General features: G+C 69.5%; 12 protein-coding genes and 3 pseudogenes. 8 read left to right on the plus strand and 7 right to left on the minus strand.

Annotated elements, in window-relative coordinates:
• Window positions 1–91: 91 nt before the first annotated feature.
• Window positions 92–454: a hypothetical protein gene (locus AB0M92_RS36295; protein ID WP_366106633.1), complete on the minus strand. Its 363-nt coding sequence runs from the start codon at window positions 452–454 to the stop codon at window positions 92–94.
• Between the two features lie 531 nt (window positions 455–985).
• Here AB0M92_RS36295 and AB0M92_RS36300 point away from each other — a divergent pair.
• A complete protein-coding gene (locus tag AB0M92_RS36300) occupies window positions 986–1,387 on the plus strand; it encodes an STAS domain-containing protein (RefSeq protein WP_366106634.1) in 402 nt (133 codons plus the stop codon).
• Between the two features lie 98 nt (window positions 1,388–1,485).
• On the opposite strand, the pseudogene AB0M92_RS36305 reads toward AB0M92_RS36300, so the two are convergent.
• Window positions 1,486–1,836 (minus strand): annotated as a pseudogene (locus AB0M92_RS36305) (PRC-barrel domain-containing protein); the annotation flags it as partial.
• A gap of 404 nt (window positions 1,837–2,240) precedes the next feature.
• On the opposite strand from AB0M92_RS36305, the gene AB0M92_RS36310 reads away from it, so the two are divergent.
• Window positions 2,241–2,588 carry an ATP-binding protein gene (locus AB0M92_RS36310; protein WP_366106635.1) on the plus strand — a complete coding sequence of 116 codons (348 nt, stop codon included), beginning with the start codon at window positions 2,241–2,243 and terminating at the stop codon, window positions 2,586–2,588.
• Window positions 2,589–2,628: 40 nt separating this feature from the next.
• On the opposite strand, the gene AB0M92_RS36315 is transcribed toward AB0M92_RS36310, so the two are convergent.
• Window positions 2,629–2,946, minus strand: a complete 318-nt coding sequence (locus AB0M92_RS36315) for an STAS domain-containing protein (protein ID WP_366106636.1) — start codon at window positions 2,944–2,946, stop codon at window positions 2,629–2,631.
• Window positions 2,947–3,531: 585 nt separating this feature from the next.
• Here AB0M92_RS36315 and AB0M92_RS36320 point away from each other — a divergent pair.
• On the plus strand, window positions 3,532–4,047 hold the full coding sequence (locus tag AB0M92_RS36320) for a hypothetical protein (RefSeq protein WP_366106637.1): 516 nt from the start codon (window positions 3,532–3,534) through the stop codon (window positions 4,045–4,047).
• Here AB0M92_RS36320 and AB0M92_RS36325 read toward each other — a convergent pair.
• Window positions 4,025–4,259 (minus strand): annotated as a pseudogene (locus AB0M92_RS36325) (hypothetical protein); the annotation flags it as partial. The gene AB0M92_RS36320 and the pseudogene AB0M92_RS36325 overlap by 23 nt on opposite strands.
• 559 nt (window positions 4,260–4,818) lie before the next feature.
• Between AB0M92_RS36325 and AB0M92_RS36330 the strand changes: the two are divergent.
• Entirely contained in the window at window positions 4,819–6,543 is a 1,725-nt protein-coding gene (locus AB0M92_RS36330; protein ID WP_366106638.1) for a SpoIIE family protein phosphatase, read from the plus strand.
• 571 nt (window positions 6,544–7,114) lie between these two features.
• Window positions 7,115–7,555, plus strand: coding sequence for an ester cyclase (locus tag AB0M92_RS36335; RefSeq protein ID WP_366106640.1), 441 nt, complete (start codon window positions 7,115–7,117; stop codon window positions 7,553–7,555).
• An 872-nt stretch (window positions 7,556–8,427) separates the two neighbouring features.
• Here the strand turns inward: AB0M92_RS36335 and AB0M92_RS36340 are convergent.
• Together AB0M92_RS36340 and AB0M92_RS36345 are read right to left on the minus strand one after the other, a co-directional pair.
• A pseudogene (locus AB0M92_RS36340) lies at window positions 8,428–9,479 on the minus strand (IS701 family transposase).
• A 169-nt stretch (window positions 9,480–9,648) separates the two neighbouring features.
• Entirely contained in the window at window positions 9,649–10,221 is a 573-nt protein-coding gene (locus tag AB0M92_RS36345) for a GNAT family protein (protein ID WP_366106641.1), read from the minus strand.
• A gap of 291 nt (window positions 10,222–10,512) precedes the next feature.
• Between AB0M92_RS36345 and AB0M92_RS36350 the strand changes: the two genes are divergently transcribed.
• Window positions 10,513–11,640 carry a hypothetical protein gene (locus tag AB0M92_RS36350; protein WP_366106642.1) on the plus strand — a complete coding sequence of 376 codons (1,128 nt, stop codon included), beginning with the start codon at window positions 10,513–10,515 and terminating at the stop codon, window positions 11,638–11,640.
• Window positions 11,641–11,663: 23 nt separating this feature from the next.
• Here the strand turns inward: AB0M92_RS36350 and AB0M92_RS36355 are convergent, their stop codons facing one another.
• Entirely contained in the window at window positions 11,664–12,596 is a 933-nt protein-coding gene (locus tag AB0M92_RS36355) for a hypothetical protein (RefSeq protein ID WP_366106643.1), read from the minus strand.
• A gap of 370 nt (window positions 12,597–12,966) precedes the next feature.
• Here AB0M92_RS36355 and AB0M92_RS36360 point away from each other — a divergent pair, with 370 nt between their 5' ends.
• Window positions 12,967–13,308, plus strand: a complete 342-nt coding sequence (locus tag AB0M92_RS36360; protein WP_366106644.1) for a hypothetical protein — start codon at window positions 12,967–12,969, stop codon at window positions 13,306–13,308.
• 495 nt (window positions 13,309–13,803) lie between these two features.
• Window positions 13,804–14,769 carry a poly-gamma-glutamate hydrolase family protein gene (locus AB0M92_RS36365; protein ID WP_366106646.1) on the plus strand — a complete coding sequence of 322 codons (966 nt, stop codon included), beginning with the start codon at window positions 13,804–13,806 and terminating at the stop codon, window positions 14,767–14,769.
• Window positions 14,770–14,812 lie beyond the last annotated feature (43 nt).

Below are 14,812 nucleotides of genomic sequence, written 5' to 3' on the forward strand. Positions count from 1 at the left end.
GCCCGTGAACGTCTCCACCCACACCGGCTCAACCCGCAACACCCCACCCATACACGGAAAATGCCCGGAACTCAGCCTTCTGCAACACCCTTTAGCCCGCGATGCGCAGGCAGTGGCCGTGGTACGAGGTCCCCACGACCACCCGGCCGTTGTCGTCGATCTTGTTCGCGTCAGCGTCGATTTCCGGTGCGGGCTGTGATTTCGGGTCAGGGCATTGCGTGCCGGCGGTGTCGGATCTGAAAGTGACCGTCCAGAAGTCCTCGGCGGTCTTCGGCGGCCGGTAGAGGCACTGGAAACCGTACGGCCCTTTCGAGCCAGCCGCCACGAGCGGAACGCCGACCGACTTCTCCACCACGGCTTTGGGCAGCATGTCGCAGGGGCGTTCCCATGAGACGGGACCCTCGTTGCCGCTGCCGCCGCACCCGGTGAGCACCAGCAGTGCGCCCGTCGCCAAAGCCCTCACCCGCCGCCTCGTCAAGGCAGCACTCGTATCGAACGACATTCCAGACACGTGGTGTTGCGGAGGTCGAAGACCATGGTTCCCCAGCTTCTTGATTTGCCCGTGCTGCCCTTACACTCGCGCCGAGTTCTCTTCGGGGCCGGTTTTGCGGTCAAGATCCGGTGCTGGGTGAGGGTTGAGCCCGGGGCCGCCCATGAAGTACTTGCCGCCCTCGGGGTCCAGTGGACGGCTCGTGACGGTCGTCCGCCGAAGCGGCGGCCGTCTGCTGTGCACGGTCCCGGGGCAGACGGATGGCCCCGACGGACACGGACCGTGCGGGCGGCCCTTGCTCACGCCGTCCTCCACTGCGGGGTGCGCTCACGGCTCGTCCGTCCGCAGCCGCGCGGCGCTCCCGGCGATGGACGCCCGGCCGGATCGACACCTCCGGAGGCGTGTCCCGCCGTCAGCGAGCCTCACAGGACACCGGGACATGGCACGCCAGTATGGGAGGCCCTACCTCTGTCAGGCCGGCCTCGGGAGGGCTCTGTGATCACTGTCGACGTCCAGCAGTACGGAAACTCCGCCCTGGTCAACGCGAGCGGCGAACTCGACGGGCACGGCGGTGTGGCGCTGGGGGAGGTGCTGGACGGTATCGCCCTGGGCGTGCGGGACCTGCTCGTGGATCTGCGCGGTGTCCGGTTCATGGATGCTGAGGGTCTGCTTGCTCTCCTGGAGGTCCACCGGCGCTCCGAGGCCCTGGGCCTGCGCGTGCTGGTCACCGGCTGGCAGCGCCAGCCCCAGCGTTGTCTGGCCGAGGTCGCCGGGATCCCCGGCTCTCCCGCTGCGGAGCGGTACCCGGCAGCGGCCTTCCGCCGGCTCCTTGAGGAGAGGGCACAGACCGCTTGCGGCAGCGCAGACTTCGTCGGCAGCTGGCAGCAGCGCGCTTAGAACGCGACACAGCGGTCCTTGCGGGTCGGCAGCACGTCCTGTCTATATCGGCTGCGGCTCCGCCTGTAGCGAGGCCGCAGCCGTGGAGCACGGGGTCGGATGCCGGCGTTGCGGCCGTAGTATTCTCCGACCTCGCTGCGGTAGGCGGCATTGCCCCGGTGCTTGTCCTTGTCGTACTCCGGGGAGTCCTTGATCTGGTCCTTGGTCAGACTGACCTGGACCTTCTCCTCCCTCACGTCGACGCGCACGATGGTGGCGGCGGGCACCAGGACTTCCTTGCCAAAGATCCACGGACCGGTCTCGACGACGATGCAGGCGGAGCCGACCTCCTCGGTCGCCTCGTCGACCTTACCGATGTGCCCGTCCGTGGCCTCGACCTTGAAGCCGACCAGACTGGTACCGGGCGTGTAATGCGACTGCGGGTTGTAGTTCCACATGTTCTCGGACACGAGGGCGAACTCCTTCTCGACAGGGATCGCCGTCAGGCCGCCGATCATCGGCGCACACCTGGTCATTCCTGCCCGCTGCCACCACACCGCCTCTCGGAGCTTGGCCCATCCGCCGCCGCAGCCACCCGGACGGACGCGCCCTCCGCCCCAGGCTGCGGCGGCGAAGCCCGCACGCCCGGCCAGGGCACATGGACCTGCCGCCGGTACGGACTGCGGGCGTACCCTGTCCCGGTCTGTGCCGTCAAGCGCTTCCCCGGCCGGGGAGTGCGCCCGGCGGTGTGATCCCGGGGACTGTGGCCTCGGGATTGTGTAGGGCTGGGGAGCGGGGGAAGGCGCGTCACATGGATGAAACAGGCATTTCATCCCGGTCTCTGAACGCGGTGGACGGGCCCATCGACTGCGCGATGGCGCGCACGACGGCCGAAGCGGTCCTGTCGGGCATGGGCCTGGCCGCGCGCGGTGTGGACGACGTCCTGGTGGTGGTGTCCGAGCTGGTCGGCAACGCGCGCCGTCACGCCGGCGGCGTCACCGGCTTCACCGTAGCTGTCAGCGCGGGAACGTTCAGCATCGCGGTGTCCGATGCGAGCAGCTGCCTGCCCGAACTGCGGGCCTGGGCCCCCGAGCGGGCCGGCGGTTTCGGATGGCGGATCGTCAATGACCTCGCCGACACCCTCACCACCCGTATCCACACCGGCGGCAAGACCATCACCGCCACCTTCACCGACAAACAGCTCCACCCCGACAGAAGCTGACGGCGGCCGGCGGAAGGGGACGAGACGCTCAACGAGGCGTTCAGGCCGTCGCGGCGTCGTCGCGGACCTCGAACAACGCCAGCGCTCCCGTCATCTCCAGCATCCGCCGCAACTGCCCCGGCAACGGCCCCGCCAGCACCACAGGCCGGGACTGCAGCAGGCGCAGCAGCTCATTGAGGAAGGTGGAGTCCGCGAACGCCACCCCCCTGACATCCAGGACCAGCAGCTCCGCGGACGCGGCCTCCCCGGCGCAGGCCTGGGCCAGGACGCTGGCCGTGTCCAGGTCGAACTCGCCCCGGCACACGACCACTGCCGTGTTGTTGCCTTCCCACCGAACCGTGACCCTCGGCGACTCCATCTGCTCTCCCACCCATAGACACGCATCGGGCGGCCGCCTGACATCCCCCGACCGTACGCTGCGCCGCCAGCCGCGGATAGGACGCCCCGGGCAGAAGACCGCTTCAACGACAGCGAGTAAAGGGGGCCTGGTTCGCTTCGATTGCCGGTATCGGTGTGGACGGGCAGGGACGGCCCGCTGCTCCGGATCAGGTGACGGACCAGCCGCGGGCAGCACGGCGGCGGGCACAGGAACGCGACAGGCCTGGCTCTGCCGGTAGCGGCGCCAGTTGACCGAGACGGCGGCCGGCGTGCCGGCGTGAGGGGGGCGAGGGCGATGACCAGTCCGGCAGGCCGGTGCAGGCCGGCGAGTTGCTCGATGGCGCAGGAGTGGGCAACCAGACTGCTGCCTCAGTCCTGGGCCCGGGATCGGGAGACAGGCGCTGAGCTTGGATTCCTATGTGCCGGGGGTTCTGAGTCACGGCGAGACCGGGCACGCACTGGGTCGCTGTGATGGGGCGCTCCCGCGGCCGCACGACTCCTGTGGACGGGCCTCCTGGGGGTAGATTTCCGGCAGGGGAACACATGATCCACTGGGGGGAATCTGATGCAGTACCTGGGGCCGCTCGAACTGGTCGGGGACCGATGGGTCATCGGTGACGCAACGCGGAACGAGGGGTCGTACCTGGTGCTCGCCACCGATGGCATCGAGCACCACGTGCGGGGAGAGGCGGACCCCCGGGACGTCGTCCCGTGGACCAGCCTCCACACCGTTGGGCTGAGGATCACCATGAAGTCATGGATGGCCACCCGCACCGGGGGTTTCATTGTCGCCGCAGGCGGCTACATGGACGGTGGCCGAGATGGCTGCTCCCTGTCCGGCATTCGCAATCGGTATGAGCCCTGGTCGGTGAACTACACTCACCACGAACGCACTTACACGTCCGTGCACATGGCTTTGGCCATCGAACTGGTCGCGAAGATGTCCGAGGCGAAGGCGCTGCATCGCCTCGGAGACCCGGAGTGGCTCAGCGCAGTGGTCTCCCGACTGGCGCCAACGCCGCGGTGGACTCCCCTCCCGGTCCGCCGGGTGAGCGAAGTCATCGAGCTCCTCGGTACCTGAGCCTGTTCTCTGCCTGCCAAGATCTTCCGGGCTTGCCGATGGCCCCGGGGTCTCGGGTCGTTTGACGGTCTTGTCGGCGTCGTAGCGGGTGCCCGGTGTTTGTTCTTGGCACCGGGTGGCCGTCCCAGGCCGGAGCGTTGGGGTTTGGGGGCACGGGTCGGGCAGGTGAGGTGGGCGCGGACGTTCCCGAACCCGCGACGAACCCGGGCGGGGTGAGTCGGTGAGGGTGCCCGCTCCGGCGAGAGCAAGGCCGCCAGCCGCAGCTCCGCCCAGGGCGACTCCGCCTCACACCGCGGCGGCCAAAAGTCCCGCGAGGCGTCGTCGGAACGCACCCGGGACGACCTGAACCAGGAGGCTGAGAAGCGCGTCATCGAGGGCCGCCCCGGCCAGAGCGGAGCCGCTTGGAACCGTTCTCCGCCACGGCAGTGAAGCGGAAGCGGACCCGAACATCGATTCGCCGAGCGCCTGCCCTTCACCCGTGCAGCCAGCCCCGGCCCCAGGTTCTTTCTCCAGGCGACCCCGCCAGCCCGCGCCCGCTTGCAGGACCCCGCCCAATCCCGGCGGCCTTTGCGCACAGGCTGACCGGGCATTTCCGCTTCCTGGTGCTCTTAGACGTCGAGCATGTCGATCGCGAGGAGAGCGGTACCTGTCGTGGTGAGCGTCTCTCGCCTCCATCGGGCGGCTGCCCGCACGACGGTGCCGTTCCTCGGGTCATCTCGCGGGTACCTGAGAATAGAATTGGAGATGATCCATTGGCCTGGGGAGAGACATTTGAACCGGTTCGCCCGGCTCGCCACCCGTCTGCTGAGCGCGCCGCAGGGGCTTGTCTGGCTCAACCCGCCCGGACAGTCGGCGGGCGCGGCGCCCGAGTGCTGGCCGGCCGGATCCAGCGTGCCACCTGGGGTCATCCGGTGCTGTCTTCGGGTAGCCGAGCTCGGACAGGCGCTGTTCCTGCCCCTGGGCGGCAGTGATCCCGACTTCGCGTTCGCCGGGGTTCCCCTGGCGGGCCCCTCCGGCGAGCTCCTGGGCGTCCTGGCGGTCGTGGATGACCAGCCCCGTTCCTGGAGCCCGGACGAAGTACGGGATCTGTCGGACCTGGCCGCCGCCTGCAGTGCGCAGATCCGTGGGCGCGTGCGGGCCGAGAGCGGGCGCCGGGCGCAGGAGGAAGCCGAGGAGGCCGTCGACGCGGCGCATACGGCGGCTGCCAGGCTCCGCTCGCGCCTGGGCCGTTCCCAGCTGCTGCTGCGGGCCGCCGAGGACCTCGCCGACACCAGCGGCCTGGACGAGGTACGCCGCAGGGTCGGGGACCTGGTCAGCGGGGATCTCAAACCGTCCTACATCGGCCTGGCCCTCGTGGAGCGCGGGCGTCTGCAGCGCATCGCGGACCCTGTCGGCGGGGATCAGCCCTTCGAGCGGGTCCCCGAGGCGTACGCACTCAGCTCGCGCTGGCCGAGCGCCCGGGCGGCGCGCGAGAACCGCGTGATCGTGATCGGTGACCGGTCCGAGATCACGGCCGGGTACGCCCCGGAAGCCGTCGCGGGCTTCGACGCTCTGGGGCTGAGCACGGCCGTCTGCCTGCCGTTGCGAGGCACGCGCGGGGTCGTGGGGGTACTCGTGCTGGGGTGGGAGAGCCGCTACGACATCGACACGGACGAACGCGCGGTACTGACCACCCTCGCCGGGTACACCGCGCAAGCCGTCGAACGCGCCCTCCACCTCGAAGAACGCATCACCGTCGCACGCCAGCTCCAGCAGGCCATGCTCACCGACCTCCCCGCGGTCGCGGGCATGGAACTGGCCGCGCTCTACCGGCCGGCCGCGCGCGACGACCTCGTCGGCGGAGACTGGTACGACGCATACCCGCTGCCGGACCTTGGTACGGGCACCGCAGCCGAGGGGGCGCTGGCGGTCACCGTGGGCGACATCACCGGCCACGACATGCGGGCGGCCGCCGTGATGGGACAGGTCCGCAGCATGCTGCGGCAAGCCGACCACGACCATCCCGGCCAGGGACCCGACCAGTCACTGAGCGCCGTGGAGCAAGCCTGGCTGCGACTGGGCCTCGAAGCGAGCTGCACCATGGTCCACGCCCATCTCACACCAGCGGCCGGCGGCAACTGGAATCTGAAGTGGAGCAACGCCGGCCACCCGCCACCGCTGCTCGCCCACCCCGACGGCACGGTCGAACGCCTGACCCGGCACGATGTGCTGCTGCACCCCGCGCTGCCGTACCGGCCCCGCACCTGCCACATGCGCCCGATGGCACCGGGCAGCACCCTCCTCCTCTACACCGACGGACTCGTCGAACAACGCGGCCACGACATCGACGAACACATCGACCGCCTCGGCCGACAACTCGCCGCCACCCCACCCGACACACCCCTCGAAGCAGTCCTGCACACCCTCCTGGACACCGTCGGGGCAGCCGAGCCCGAGGACGACACCGTCCTGCTCGCCCTGCGCATCCCCGCCCGTAACCCGCCGCGACGGGAATGATCACATCCACACCGCTCCCTCACACCACACGTCTCGCTCATATGCCCCTGCAAGAAAGGGCATCGGAGGACGTGCGCATCCTCCACCGCGCCGGCGCCTTGGGCCCCCACATGCACACCACGATCGCGCCGAGGATGCCGTGAGCGGCGCGGCAGGTGTCCCACAGGAGTGCCTCGATGCCTCCCACGCCTCAGGGAAACCCGGGAGATCAATACGGTGATCATGCGGCACGGCCACGCTCCGGAGGCTCTGCTCCTTGAGCTGGAGGGCAACTTGGCGCATGACGAGCTGATTGCGGCGCTGCCCAGCGCAGGTCGGTGATCGGTACCAGACGACCGCCCCGCATGAACGTCGTCCCCGACCCGGGAGTTCAATCGGTGGCTCGTCCACCGGCACTGGCCCGGCGGCGCCACCGGCGTCAACAACGTCTTGGCCCGCACCAACTAGCGCGTCTGAGTGAGCGTCGGCGGCGGCCTGTCGCGCCGCGGGTGCGGGCGCGGGTCCGACGGACGACGCTCCAGGTCGTTTGTGCCGTTTCGGCAACGTGAAGCGAGCGTGCAGAAGGGTTCCCGTGTCCGCCGAGGAGAACAAGCGGCTGGTTCGCCGTTTCTACCGGGAGATCGACGAGGGCAACCTGGACGCCATGGACAACCTCGTGGCCGAGGACTATCGCGACCACTCAGCGCCGCCGTTTCCGGGACTCGCACCCGGCCGCGCAGGACTCAAGCAGGCGTTCCGCATCTTCTGGGACGCCACACCCGGAACCCACGAGATCGAAGACCAGATCGCGGAGGGCGCCAACGTCGTAACGCGGCTGACGGCCCGCGGCGTCCACGAGAGAGACCTCCCAGGCATCCCCGCCACGGGAAAGCCGCTCATGGTGACGGCGACAGTCATGCATCGCATCGAGAACGGCAGACTCGCCGAAAAATGGTCGAACAGAGACGATCTCGGCTTCCTTCAGCAGCTCGGCGTCATCCCAGCGCCCGGCGGACTGTCCGGAGACTCCTGAGCCGCAATACGGCCCAGGCAGAAGCTGCCTGACGCGGCACCAGATGTACGTCGAGGCCTCCGGCGGAATCCGGCCGGACCGGCACAGTACCGGCCTATTCGGCCGCAGCACGGCTGTGCCGTAGGTTCGTGCAGCGGACGCCGCCGCCCGGCCGCCACTCCAGCGCCGGACGGACAGCCCGGCCATGCACGGCGCACGCGTCAGCCGCGACCACGCCTCCGCAGGCGTGGTGGGGGCAGACGCATTCCACGCCCGGGCCGGCTCAAGACACGCCGTGCAGGGCCGCCCCGGCCGCCGTCCCTTCCGCTGTGGCGCAGCATGGCCGGCCACGCCAGCGTCACCCGCAGGCCGGCGGCCCCCGCCCGGTCCCGGTGGATGATGCGCGCCTCCCCCAGCACCGCCAGCGGCGCCGGGCACGCCGCCGTCAGCCGACTCACCGACCGCGACGTCAGGGTGGCCAGTTCGTGGGCGTCCTCATCGGTCAACCAGCCCGACAGCAGGTCCTCGCGCTGACACTGAGCGACGCGTCCCCCAGGCCCGTCAACACCAAATCGCCGACTCCCTCCACCTCACCCCCGGCTCCCCACGCTCACACAGCCGCACCGCCCGCAACCGCCTGAACCACCCCAGATAGCCAACCCCGCGGCCCCGGACCACCGTCCGCGGCCGCCCCGGACATCAGAAAGGCGCTACGCGGAAGAAGGACCGCGAAGGCCCTGCGCTCTCCGGGAATGAACCGGAGGGGAGCAGGGCCTTAGTAGTGCTTTGTTAGCTGGTGTCGTGGGGTCTTGGGATGGCCTGTCGGCAGGTGGGGCAGGTTCCGGTCCAGGTGGCGAGCATGTGTTGGAGGAGGTCCAGGGCCTGGTAGAGGGTCAGGCCCTGGCAGGGGCTTTTGGGCAGGTCCGCTCTTCGGTCAGGAACAGGTGGGCGGCGCTCACGAGGGTGATGTGGCAGTGCCAGCCGATGAACGAGCGTCCTTCGAAGTGGTCCAGGCCGAGGGCAGCCTTCAGCTCTCGGTAGTCGTGCTCGATCCGCCAGCGGGACTTCGCGAGGCGGACCCGCTGGAGGACGAAGTGCGAGCTCATCGCGGCTTTGGAGCCCTTGCGCCAGGTCGCGGCCCGTCCACGGTGGCGTCCCGCGGCCAGCACGTGATCGCGCAAGGAAACCGACCGGGGGCAGCGGGCGGGGGCCGCGTCCCGAGTAGAGGGGCTGGTGCGGCTCGGCGTCCTCGCCGTGGGCGGTCATCTCGCCCTTGGCCTGCGGAACATGGGCCAGCCCACGGCCTTCCAGACCGTGACGGAAGTCGGCGTTCGCGCCATAGCCGGTGTCCGCGACCAGCACGGCGGGCCGCAGCCCGATCCAGTCGAGCTCGTCGACCATCTCCAGCGCCAGCTGCCACTTGAGCCGGTGGCGCTCACCGTCAGGGATCCGGCAGGCCGCCCGGCGTCCGGCGGCTTCGGGCCCGTCCCACGACCGCGGCAGGAACAACCGCCACGACAGCGGGCACGAGGCCGTGTCCGAGGCAGCGTGGACGCTGACGCCGATCTGGCAGTTGCCGACCTTGCCCAGGGTGCCCGAGTACTGCCGGGCCACCCCGGGCGAGGCCTTGCCGTCCTTGGGGAAACCGGTGTCGTCCACCACCCACACCTGCGGACGCACCGCCTGCACTGCCCCGCCAGGCCAGCCGGGCCCGCACCTGATCGACCGGCCACGTCGAAGACGTCATGAACTGCTGCAACCGCTGATGACCCACCCCGAGGCGTCCGGCCATCGGCTGCATCGACTTACGCCGGCCGTCCAGCAGCAGGCCCCGCAGATACAGCTGGCCCTTCTCCAGCCAGTCCCGCCGCACCAACGGCGCGAACACCACGGAAGCAAACTCCTCCAACCGACCCCGCACCGCCGCAAGCTCCCCAGCCCTCATACAGCCAGCGAACTACCAGACACCCGACGTGACAAGACCAGCTAACAAAGCACTACTAGGGGGTGTCCGCAGAGTGGCGGCGTCCGCCCGCAGGGCGGGCCCGCGGTGTCCGGTGCGTGCTCTCGGCGTGCCGGACGCCGCGGGACAGGCGGGACTCTGCGGACACCCCCTAGCGACCGGTCATCGGCGTGGTCGTCGGGTGCCACTCGCGGCGGAGGAGGCCGAAGACCCAGGAGTCGGAGACGTCGCCGTTGACGACGCAGTCCTCGCGGAGGGTGCCTTCGCGGACGAAGCCGAGCTTCTCCAGGACCCGGGCGGACGCCACGTTGCGGGTGTCGGTCTCGGCCTGGACGCGGTTCAGGTCCAGGGCGTCGAACGCCCACCGCAGGACGGCGTGCGCCGTCTCCGTGGCGTAGCCGTGGCCCCACGCGGCGGCGTCGAAGACGTAGCCCAGGGACGCGCTGCGGAAGTCCGGGTTCCAGCTGGTCAGGCCGCACCAACCGATAAACGCGCCGTCGCAGACGCGGTCGACGGCCACCCGCGCTCCCGCGCCTTCCTCCTCGATCGTCCGGCAGGTCGCGATGAAGCGCTGGGCCCGGGCCGGTTCGGTCCACGGCGGGGAGTCCCAGTAACGCAGTACGTGGGCGCTGCTGTGCAGGGCGTAGAGCGGCGCCGCGTCGGCATCGGTGAACGGCCGCAGTCGCAGGCGGGCGGTGCGCAGCTCGGGGGTGGGCAAGGTCATGCGGAGCATCCTGCCGCGCCAGGCGCGCCCTTGACCATCCGTTTATTCGGGCGGTCGGGGCACCTGCGTCGCTGCTTGGTCCACGGAGTGCGCCGTCGCCAGCCAGTCGAACGAGTCCTCCTGGCGCGTCGGAAGGACGCCGGCCCTCCTTCGCCGTCCAGCATCACGCATGCCGCAGTCGCACCGTGGCCGGGGGCAACTCTCCCAGCAGGGATTGGAGACGGAGGCGAATGGGCTCATTGCGGCGTGCCCGTGCGACACGCAGTCGTGCGGAGAGAATCATTGCGAGGCATGATCGTCCACGGACGTGCCGCGCTCATCTGCATCCTCTTGGTCTTCGCCGGGCTGCTCGCCGGCCCGGCACACGCGGAGGACAAGCTCATCGTCGCCGGGCCGGACAAGACGGTGCAAGTCGAACTCGACAAGGACGAACGCACCGGGAACATGATCGGCACCGTCCGCCTCGTGGTCAGCGCCACTACCGACCTCAGCGGCGAGATCACGGCAGTTGCCCACCTGGACACCACGGGCGAAGAGTCCGACTCGCTGTGCACCCGGCAAAGCGCCGGGCAGGCTGCACTCCTCGATGCCCCGACCTCGCTGCCGGTCGAAGTCCCCGCTGCTGTCATCGTGCAGTTCACACTGGACCGCCGATGCGCTGACCGCCGGGGAACGCTGGTGGTGGCGGCAGCGGATTCCGATAAGGCCACGAACGTCATCCCGGCAACCGTCCGGTTCGCTCCGATCCGGGGAGTGGAGCACGACCCGGAGTACGAGAACGCGCTCGGCGGAGCGTTCATCCTTGCCCTCGCGGCCCTGGTTCTGATGATCCTGCCGGGTCGCTGGCTGTGGGGTGAAGTCGAGCTCGGGTGGTCGTCGGCACCCCTGCCGATCGATGTCCCGTGGTCCGCGAAGGACAGCTGGGTCACCAATGTCACCGCGCTGGGAGCGGTGCTCGCTACCGTGCTCGCCGCAACCGGTGTGGTGGAGGAGTGGCTGCCGGGCATTTCCCTCGCTCGCTTCCTCACCGTGAACCTGATCTTCGGCGGCTTGATCCTTCTTGCCCCTGTGCTCTACTCCGCCTCGTGCACGTACTCGCTTGAGGCGAGCGCCGGTAGCGCTCCCAAGCTCAAGGCGACGGGGCACGGGTGGGGCCTGGTGGCCTCCGCCTTCGCCACCGTATTCGGTGTCTTCGGACAACTGGCCATGGTCTTCGCCATGACCATCGCCGCCCACGCCGGCCGGCCCGTGAAGGTGGTGCTCGGTGTCGGCCTCATTGTCGCTGCCGCCACCGTCGGGCTCTACGCCATCCTCTTCGTCCGCGGAACCCTCGCTCAATCCCTCACCACGGGGGCGGCCACGGCCCCCGCCGGCGGACCCCCACCACCCGCAAGCCCCACCACCGCCGCCGCACTCTGAACCCACGGCGCTCGACGCGGCTGTTATCGCTCCGCCGCGGCCTGGAAGGCTGCATGCCAGTCGGCCATGAGGTCCTCGGCCGAGTCCTCTCCGGGTCGGCGGAAGATGGACTCGGCTTGCTCGGTCATGACCTCGCGGAGCAGCTCGCTCAGCTGCTCGACGTAGGGGTCCAGGCAGAGGCTGAGGACGTTGGCCGCCTCGGCCTTGCTGAAGCTTCGGGCGGCTGCGAGCACGACCTCGCCAAGGCCCAGCTCGTCGATCTTGGCGCGGATGGCTTGCTGGCCCACCGTGTCGGGGAGCAGCAGGCCGTGCATCAGGTAGACGCTGCCGCAGAAGCCCAGGACGCGGGCAACGTCTCGTGCGCGCGCCAGGCTCTCGGGTGTGACGCCTTCGGCTTCTGCCACCGCGTCGCGCCCGCGTGCCTCGCGCAGGGACTCGTCCAGTGTGCCGTCCTGCTCGGCCCGCTCCATGGCGGCGGCCAGCGTCTCGGAGTCGAGCCACGGGAAGAGACCCGAGCCGGCCATCGCCTCTGCCACGCTCCTGCCGCTCACTTCACCTGGTCGCAGCCCGATCATGGCAATGAGGTTCACCAGGTTGCGCTGTGCTCCGCGTGGTGGCGGCTGGATGTCCTGGTCGCTGGTGAGGAGTGCTTCCCGCATGCGGGCCGGATTGCCGAACGGGCCGGGCGAGCGGGCGAGGTACTTGTCGGCGTCGGCGTACAGGGCGTCTTCGTCGACGTCGTCCTCTGCTCGTCGTGCCTGCTCGATCAGGCGCTGGACGGGGCTTGCGCGCAGTGCCCAGACGAGTGCGTCACGAACGGCTTCGAAGGGCGGTTCCGGAACCGGTTCACGCGAGTGCTGCCCCGGTGTGCCGGCTCGCATGTACCAGACCAGGACCGCGACCCTCAGGTCCTTGCCCTGCCCGCTGCAGCGCGTCAGGACATCCGCGATCTCCACGGTGCGAGGGTCCAGGACGGAGACCGAGCCCCGCCCTCGGCCCAGAGCCTTCCGTGGGTGCCGTGGCAATAGGCCTGCTGCACGCCAGCGTTCCAGTTGCGCGGCGGATACGGCCAGGCCCCGGTCGTGGAGAAGCGCAAGGAGTTCTCGATCCGCCGGGGAAGGTTCGACGCGGGTCACTTACGCACTTTAGAACCCCGCGAAGCGTCGTGGAGCGGGGAATTCGAGATCTGGCTCAATGGGCGTCAGGTGGAAGTCCCCGGCTTCTCGGGCGCCTTCGCGTCATCCGTACGCGACCGCCCCACGATCGGACCGCGGGGCGTTCGTGCCCGGGCAACCGGCAGAGCGGGAAGGAAGAGAACGCACCGACATGCTGAACGATGTGATCACGGGCTCCATCACGGAGATCGTGGGGAGTCTCGCCGCCGTGGTGGCTCTCGGCCTCGCCTCGCGGGCCCGCAGGCGCCGCGGTGGCCGGCACGGCTCTTGGCCGGGCGCAGATGCCTCGGCGACGAGAGCTGCCCGTACGTACACCCTGATCGGAACGCGGGCACCGGACGGCAACGCGGTCCAGATCGCCAGCAGCCGTCCTGCCGGAACGGTGATCACCCGGCAGGAACAGGCGAGCGAGCGGCGGCAGCGGTTCGAGCTGACCGACGCGGTCCTCTCCGACGGTACGTACGCGGCGGAACCACTCGACGACCACCGCTGAAGGGAACCCGCGAGCGCCTGCGACGTGCGGCGCCCACCGGGGTGGACCCGCCGGGTACGCGAAACCAGTCGGCCGCCGCACCGGTTCCCGGGCCGCATCCCTCCACAGCACACGCCGACCGCGCGAGCCGGAGGGCAGGGAGCGCCCTGGGCGCTCCCACGCAGGACTTACGAGCCGTCAAGCAGCGGCGTTCGTTCCGCTTGTTCCGGGCTGCTCCGTCTTGCGTTGCCCGTGGGGCGGGTTAGTGTGCTGATCATGACGACACCGGCGTTCGAGAGTGTGTCGGGGCATCCCCGGCACAGCTTCCGGCTGCGCGTGTCTTCGACCGCGGAGGCCCTGCCCGAAGACGAATAGGCGCAGCACAGGCGCTGCGCGCCCTTCACGGGGGGGCACTTCTCGAACTTGCCACAGGCGAAGTCGGGTTCCCGGGCGATGTCCGACGGTCTCCATCATTTCCGACCGCTGAGGCGGTCCTCCATCGAAGAGGTCCTCATCGTGAAATTCGCCAGTCGTCGCAGTGTCCTGGCCTCTGCGGCAGCCACGCTTGCCACGCTGCCCCTGCTGAACGACTTGGCCGGAAACGGCAGTACGGCCACAGCCGTGGAGGTCCCGACCATCCCTCCCAAGCTGCGCTTCTCTTCGAACACCCACCTCTACACCAGCCCTGACTTCAAGGAGGGAACCGATTGGATGCGCCGCTTCCGGTGCGGCACCCCGCAAGAGCTCGGTGACAACCTCAGAGCGACGAGCACGGCCGTTCGCAGCACGGCGGTCCTCGCCCCGCACGGCGGCGGCATCGAAGCCGGGACGAGCGAACTGTGCCTGGCCATCGCCGGCTACTCCCACAAGGAAGGCCCCGCCTCCGCCATGCCCGCCGCCGTGCCCGGACTCGTCCAGCGGGACTACTGGATGTTCGAATCGCTCATCAGCGACGAGGCCCTCCACATCACCTCCACCGACTGTGACGACCCGGCGGCCCTGGCCGTCTGCTCCAACAATCTGTACGCCGTCTCCCTCCACGGGTTCAGCCCCAAGGAGGACTCGAAGAAGAAGATCTCGAAGAACCAGATCCTCATCGGCGGCCGCGACCGGCGGTTGATGGCCAACCTGGCCTGGGCGTTCGACAAGTACGGTCTGGGGCCCCGCACCGACAACGACGACCTGTCCGTCGAAGTGACCGTGGCAGCGGCCGACTCCGAGCTCAACGGCGACGACGAGGACAACTTCGTGAACCGCACCCGCACCAGGGCCGGCGCCCAGCTCGAAATATCCACGGAACTGCGACGGGCGATGTTCGGCACGTTCGACGGCGCGGAGAACCGCAGGGCCACCGCCGGCACCGGCAACGGCGTCACGACGAAGAACGAGGCCCACTTCTGGAACGGCTTCACGAACGCCGTCCGCGAAGCCATCGACGTCCACGAGCTCGGCCTGGCGAAGCCCGCGCCCTCCACCGCCTGAGGAACCACATGAGAACCCCATCCCGACTCTCACGCCGCCGCCT

It is taken from the genome of Streptomyces sp. NPDC051582 (assembly GCF_040681715.1).
Lineage (GTDB): Bacteria > Actinomycetota > Actinomycetes > Streptomycetales > Streptomycetaceae > Streptomyces.

Bases quoted from the DNA above. Each gene is read 5' to 3' on its own strand.
- AB0M92_RS36345 (WP_366106641.1), bottom strand. From the start codon at position 10,221: ATGACCTTGCCCACCCCCGAGCTGCGCACCGCCCGCCTGCGACTGCGG.
- AB0M92_RS36315 (WP_366106636.1), bottom strand. From the start codon at position 2,946: ATGGAGTCGCCGAGGGTCACGGTTCGGTGGGAAGGCAACAACACGGCA.
- AB0M92_RS36360 (WP_366106644.1), top strand. From the start codon at position 12,967: ATGCTGAACGATGTGATCACGGGCTCCATCACGGAGATCGTGGGGAGT.
- AB0M92_RS36320 (WP_366106637.1), top strand. From the start codon at position 3,532: ATGCAGTACCTGGGGCCGCTCGAACTGGTCGGGGACCGATGGGTCATC.
- AB0M92_RS36310 (WP_366106635.1), top strand. From the start codon at position 2,241: ATGGCGCGCACGACGGCCGAAGCGGTCCTGTCGGGCATGGGCCTGGCC.
- AB0M92_RS36350 (WP_366106642.1), top strand. From the start codon at position 10,513: ATGATCGTCCACGGACGTGCCGCGCTCATCTGCATCCTCTTGGTCTTC.